At 50.3% G+C, this 6,509-nt stretch carries 6 protein-coding genes; 1 reads left to right on the forward strand and 5 read right to left on the reverse strand.

The genetic code is table 11. The annotated features are described in order from the left end of the window. Positions 1–956: integron integrase (locus SGI98_02310; GenBank protein ID MDZ4742236.1), on the forward strand; the 956-nt coding region annotated here is incomplete at its 5' end. Positions 957–1,275: 319 nt separating this feature from the next. Here the strand turns inward: SGI98_02310 and SGI98_02315 are convergent. From SGI98_02315 to SGI98_02335, 5 genes are all read right to left on the reverse strand, one after another. Beyond that, complete coding sequence (locus SGI98_02315; protein MDZ4742237.1) at positions 1,276–2,298, reverse strand: carotenoid biosynthesis protein; 1,023 nt, start codon at positions 2,296–2,298, stop codon at positions 1,276–1,278. A gap of 90 nt (positions 2,299–2,388) precedes the next feature. Further along, a complete protein-coding gene (locus tag SGI98_02320; protein MDZ4742238.1) occupies positions 2,389–4,095 on the reverse strand; it encodes an AarF/UbiB family protein in 1,707 nt (568 codons plus the stop codon). A 12-nt stretch (positions 4,096–4,107) separates the two neighbouring features. Continuing rightward, positions 4,108–5,142 carry a toll/interleukin-1 receptor domain-containing protein gene (locus SGI98_02325; protein MDZ4742239.1) on the reverse strand — a complete coding sequence of 345 codons (1,035 nt, stop codon included), beginning with the start codon at positions 5,140–5,142 and terminating at the stop codon, positions 4,108–4,110. Positions 5,143–5,287: 145 nt separating this feature from the next. Beyond that, complete coding sequence (locus SGI98_02330; GenBank protein MDZ4742240.1) at positions 5,288–6,022, reverse strand: hypothetical protein; 735 nt, start codon at positions 6,020–6,022, stop codon at positions 5,288–5,290. A gap of 53 nt (positions 6,023–6,075) precedes the next feature. Then, positions 6,076–6,309 (reverse strand): hypothetical protein, encoded by a 234-nt coding sequence (locus SGI98_02335; protein MDZ4742241.1) that lies wholly within the window; start codon positions 6,307–6,309, stop codon positions 6,076–6,078. Between the last annotated feature and the right edge of the window lie 200 nt (positions 6,310–6,509).

Below are 6,509 nucleotides of genomic sequence, written 5' to 3' on the forward strand. Positions count from 1 at the left end.
AGGCTCCGAAGCTTTTGGAGCGTGTGAGGGAAGCTATCCGGGTAAGGCATTATTCGATTCGCACGGAACAAACTTATGTGGACTGGGTGCGGCGTTACATTCTTTTTCATGGGAAACGGCATCCTTCTGAAATGGGCGGGGCGGAGGTTGCCGCATTTCTGACTCATTTGGCGACGGAAAGAAAGGTAGCCTCCAGCACGCAGAACCAAGCTTTGAATGCGTTGGTGTTCCTGTATGGGCAAGTGTTGGAACGTGATCTTGGGATGATGGATGGTATCGTCCGTGCCAAAACCCCTGAAACACGCCCGGTGGTCTTGACCAAAAAGGAGGTTCATGACCTTCTGGAGGCTATGCCGGATGATGAACATGGATTGATGGCGCGACTGCTTTACGGGACGGGCATGCGTTTGATGGAGTGCGTGCGGCTGCGGGTCAAGGACATCGATTTTGGTTATGGAGAGATCATGGTCAGGGACGGAAAGGGAGCGAAGGACCGAGTGACGATGCTGCCGCAGTCGTTGCACGAACCCTTGAAAAAACAATTGATTAATGTCAGGCGATTGCATGAGCAGGATCTGAGGATGGGATTCGGGCGGGTGTATTTGCCCGGTGCATTGAGTGTGAAATATCCGAATGCGGACCAGGAACCAGGCTGGCAATATGTTTTTCCATCTAGACAATTTTCTGTGGACCCCCGTAGCGGTCAAAAGCGGCGACATCACATTCATGAAAATGGACTGCAAAAATATGTAAAAGCCGCTGGACTGAAAGCCAAGCTGACCAAACCGGTCAAATGCCATACCCTCCGACATTCATTTGCAACGCATCTTCTGGAGAATCATTATGATATCCGGACCGTGCAAGAGCTTTTGGGACATAAGGACGTTTCGACGACGATGATTTATACGCATGTACTCAATCGTGGCGGACAGGGTGTCCGGAGTCCGTTAGATTAAAAGGGGGCACTTTTGGATTTTTAGGCGCGCGGTGCCCCGTCAATGGCACATTTTCGATAAACCGGTCCCCGACCGATCAGGATAAAAAGACTGCGCTGGGACTTCCTGCACTTGGAAAGATTGAACGGAATCAAACAGCCGTAATCAATATCAAAAGAGGAAAAGGGTATTTAAGCCGGATCGTGAGGGGATTCGGGAAATATTCTCTCCCCCGCCCCTCGGGGGTGAAAAGTGAATAAACTCTAAAAGAAAATTAACCCACCACTCAGTGGCATTTGCTCGTTCATCCTGCGATTTTGGTCAATGGGGTGAGAGAGGGTTATTGTCTATTATTCCGATATCCGTTTATTTTGCCATTCCGCTTCATCGATCGCCGGGGGATCGTATCAATGAGTGTGTGTTGACGGGGCTTTCGCTGAAAATCCAATAATGGTACGCCGATCTCCTCGGGAGTCACTGGCTTTAGAACGGTTTTTGTCCTTGAGCGGCCACCGGCCGGTGACCAGGGAATGTCACGGAGATGCTCGTCGAGTTCCTTCCGGCTGTGCTGGTCGAGCCGCTGGTACGCCAGCAGGGAGACCATGACGAATGGGAGTAATACGGTGAGGATTCCTGTCACAGCGATGGTTTCCTCCCCGATCATCAAGGCAATGGTGAGATTAAAGGCCATGATGCCCAGATATAATAATACTGGGAGGAGACCACTATTACGGAAATAACACACACCCGCGGGGGGGCGCGCGCTCAGGCCCAGGCTGGACGTCATCCGCTGCAACACGTAGATCATCACGAGACTGACAAAAAACCAACCGACGTAGTTCGTCAGCGGAATGCCAAAGTGGGGGCCTACCTCATGGTAGGTGTAAAATTTCCCGAGAAACCAGCGTTCACCCCGCAGCGCCACCGGATCAATGATAATGTCCAGATACGTCTGCAACAGCGCCCCGAGCATCAGGGTGGAGAGGGAACCCCGCAAGGCGCGGGTTTCCAAGATAAGGAGTGAACCGCGCCCGGTGGTTTTCAGCGGCGAGAGAATAAAAAGTGCCGTCGCAAAACTGCAATAACAGAGGAATACAAAGGAGAGTGAATCAAAAAAAGGAACCCCCGCAACCCAGAGCTCGAGGGAACTTGTCTTATCGATGTAGGAGTACCAGCCGTAGGGGAAGCCGGTATGAATGGATGCATACTCGGAACAAAAGGCGATCAGGTATCCGATCACCGTAAAAGACATGACCCGCTTCCAACCGAGGTGAGGCACTGCCACCAGCAGAAAAGCGGCAAAAAAGAGGAATACGTAGGGACGCATGAAGATGGTCCCGGGGATGAGGTGTAAAAAGTCCATTATAATAAGATGCGTGCGTTTGTGTTTATCTGGACTGTGGTCATATTATTGATTGCCTGTTTCCATGTCTCCACGGTGAAATGAATGTCGTTAGAGGCCTCCACGGCGGCGGATCGTGATCCAGTGTCTCAACCATGACAGGAAGGCGATTCCGACGGCCACAAGCGCGAATACCGGAATACCATGCCAGAGCGGGGGGACACGCGCCACAAAGAGCAGTCCACTGAGGACTAATAGGGATGAAAGGACGAGTGCCTGCGAGATCCGGTTCGCAATGTGGTTTAAAGTTTTGCGCAACGGTTCAAAACCTTCCGGACTGATCTTGATATCGACAGGAATATTCATCTTTCCACTTTTGAGTCTCTGGTAGATGTCCTGCATCTCCCGGGGCATGATTTTGATGGCATCGATTGTCATGCCCAGTGTGTCCATCAGACTACGCATGATCACCGGCAGACTCCACTTTCTCTCCATGACCTCTCTGGCGTATGGCTCACCAATATGATTAAAATTCAAATCGGGGTCCAGCACCTGACCGATGGCCTCCACTTGTGTCAGGGCTTTGACCCCTAGATAAAATTCCGGCTTCATCCGGAGTTTGTGATTCATTAAAACCTCCAAGAGTCGGTTGAGCACAAAACCCAGTTTCAGCTCTTTCATCGGGACATCGAGATGTTCCCCAGCAAACGATTCGACATCACGCTCGAGCTTGTCTGTATCCTCTGCTACGCCCTCTATGGACATTCCGAGAATCGATCGTGTGACAAGATTATGGTCCTTCTGGGAGAGTCCCATGATCATGGAGGCGATATTTTCCTGAAAGGCCGGGGTGAGACGTCCCATCATTCCGTAATCATAAAAAGCAATGATGTTCCCATTCAAAATCGTGAGATTTCCCGGGTGTGGATCTCCGTGAAAATAGCCGTGCTGGAATATTTGCTGAAAAATCAATTTTGACATCCTGTTCGCTATTTTGACAGGATCTAGGCCGTGCTTGCGCAGGTTTTCAGGCATGTCCACAGGGTAACCCCGGAAGTACTCCATCGTCAGGACCTTTTCAGTAGAAAGCTCCCTGTAGATCCGGGGAATACGGATGGTCCGGTTCGTACTGAAATTTTTCGCGAAATGCTCGAGGTTATGGGCTTCGATCGTGAAATCTTGCTCTTTGAGGAGTGTCTTTGTAAATTCCTTTACCACGCCCACGGGATTAATCGCGGCCAACGACTCGACGTGATTTTCTAGAAAGGTCGCTAAATAGAGGAGAATCTCCACATCTCCCTCAATGACCTTAGCGATCCCGGGCCTCTGCACCTTGATCGCAAGAACGTCCCCTCCTCGGGCCACAGCCCTGTGGACCTGTGCGAGTGAGGCGGATGCCAGAGGCGTTTCATCAAACTCCCGGAACAATTCCTCAATGGGTCTGCCGAGTTCACTTTCGATGATCCTAATGGCTTCCTGCCCGTCAAAGGGTGGCACCGTCGCCTGCAGTTTATGGAGTTCAATAAAAAGTGTTTCATCAATCAAATCACGGCGACTGCTTAAAATCTGGCCGAACTTAATGAAGGTGGGACCCAGCTCCTCTAGGGCCTGCCGGAATCTGACAGCGGGGGAACCCTCCGCCGTTGGCGCGGTCGGGACAGGGTCAGTGGTGTCATCATCGTCCAGATTTAGTGATTTCTGGAGACGGATGAGCTTGAGCATGTCCCCGAAACCATAACGATAAAGTATGCCTAAAATCTCCCGGTATCGCGGGAGTTTCGAGTAAACTCCGATGGCTGTATTGATTTCTTTGATCATGGGAGTAGGTCTCTAGACTGCAGATTCGGGTTTAAGGGGTGCCACAATGCTTCCTGAAACAATCTCCTGAGGCTCCAGAGGTATGGGACTCAAGTCATTTTCCAGCAGGGTCATTAACTCCCGCAGCCCATCCTTGTAGGAGATCGAAAAATCAACAAAACCCATATCGATGAGGAGCTTCGGAATCAAACAATCATCGAGCTTGAGTGGGACGATCCTGATTTCGCGCCGGGCGATTTCATCAAAGAATAACTCGTTTAATTCCTTTTTAATCCAAGGTGCCTCCACCGAGTACCGGCTCATTCCTAAGAGCAGATAATCGGATACGACCAATCCCTGCGCCATACGTTCGGCGGCTGATTCCAGAGGTCGTACCCGCTGGTCATGGAGCCAGACGCTCACCCCTTCCGTGCCCAGATCCGTGGCGAGCTGGCGGATGACCGCATCATCTTTGGAGCAACGCGATAAAAACACCACCCGCTTCTTGGGGTGGTCGTTATTACGTTCTTTCTTGGAGGCGGCCGCATCCTCATAAAGATCCTCTAACCCGAGGTCGGGTTCCAGAGCATGGAGATTTTTCGCCCAGGACAAAAGAGGGGCTAGTTTGTCAGGGTCAAAGTTTTCTATTCTTTGAACGGCTGCTGCTTTTCTGAGGGCCGCCTCGATCGGTTCGTTCTGGGCCAGAAATTGGCGTACATTCACCAGCAGGGGCATTCGCAACATCCACTCCCTGACAACCGTACGTTTTTGCGGGATCGTCCCACCAAAGGGATAGGGGGGGACAAGTGTGTACAGCCCATCATCGGTGACGTCTAAAAGACCGAGTATCCGTGCGTTTTCAGCGACCATTGCCGCGGTCTTTGACTCTAAATCTGCAAATTGGGAGACTTGCTCCAGGTCAGGGCACGTCAGCCATGCCACCGCATCGAGGACATCCAGCAGCCTCTCATGGGGGACTTCTGAAAATTCCAGCGAACATTCAGGGTTCTTCTTTGTGTGGGCGGTGCCGCCGTCCGTTTTATCATCCTGTTTTTTTGTCGTACTCATAAGGACTCTCTTGTTGGATGTGGGTTAATGATTGGTTCAAGAAGGTATCCATTTGATCCCGCCGGAGCGGGATCGGATTATTCACTCCATGTCCGTAGTTATATACCTATCAGTGATCGAAGTGAAGAGAGGCAAATACCCTCTCTCAATCTACTGTCCGTTCACCTGTGAAGAATTCCTCAAGATCGGCACCGATCCCAGTGAATGTTTTCTCCACCTCTTTGCCGAAGAATTCTGCTCCGGTATTTGAGTGATTTTCCTTCCGACTCGTCACTGGAGGCGGGGGCAAGTAGGAGGCAAAAGATCCGTCTTCGGCTTTCGACAGGACATACCCCTTGGAACGTCCTTCTTGGAGGAGTTCCACACGCCAGATCGGAGCACTGCCGACTGCAGTACGACGCAAGAGCATTCGCGTGGAGTCATAGACGATTTGATTTTTGACTGCATACGCTTGTGCCGTCTTCAATGCGTCCTCAGCCGAAACGGTCGTTAATGTAGGATCAAAGCTCATGTTATCATCAAAGACACCCCTTCCTGCGGCTGCGTGGGATCGGGTGACGACACCCTTTTCGATGATCACGACCTTACCTTTAGTGGGTGAATCCGGATCATAGAAATTCACATACCAGATGCCCTCTTCCTTTTCCGTTCCTTTTCCGAATATTGACAGGACATGCGTCCGGTATTTCTCGACAGAGAGTCCTTTTGCCAGATCGTATGCTTGACGATCCGAGGCCGTCGTCCCCCAACTCCACCCCACGAGAGCTCCCAAGACAGCCAAAGAAACTACCTGAAAGAGTAACTTTTTGATAGGCGTCATTTTCTGATTTCTGATTTTATTTTTATCCAGCCTAATGGCCTTCATACATTCGTAGTTCATAATTCATCTCTTGATTTTAATGGTTCTATTAACTGTAGCTATGCTCTGATCACTTACTCAGGTACGACGATTTTGACGGGTACTTCCAAGACGGGTTTCTCAGCGGGCAGGACCACTGTTTTATTTTCAATGACTGTTGTCTTTTCGATCGTCTTTTCATTCGTGCCCATGAAAGCCCCGTTGAAGTAGGCGATACCAAGACCAATAACCACCATTAGCACTACTACCAGTACGGCCCATCCAGCGTTTGAATTATCCCCGTTATTTCTATCTATGATCGTTGTCATGTGTTTCTTTCTGTGGAGCTTTTGTTGGATTATTTTTTTAATGTTCAGCGGAGTGTACATCCTTGCGGATGCGCATGTGTCCGAAAATAGTGCTTCACTAAGAAACGATATAGCGCTGATATTCAGGAAATACGATGACCCGTGTATTGACGGCTAACTTCACCAGTCTCCCGGCTGTATGGCGCGTGCTCGTTTTATAA

Source organism: Verrucomicrobiota bacterium (assembly GCA_034440155.1).
GTDB lineage: Bacteria > Verrucomicrobiota > Verrucomicrobiia > JAWXBN01 > JAWXBN01 > JAWXBN01.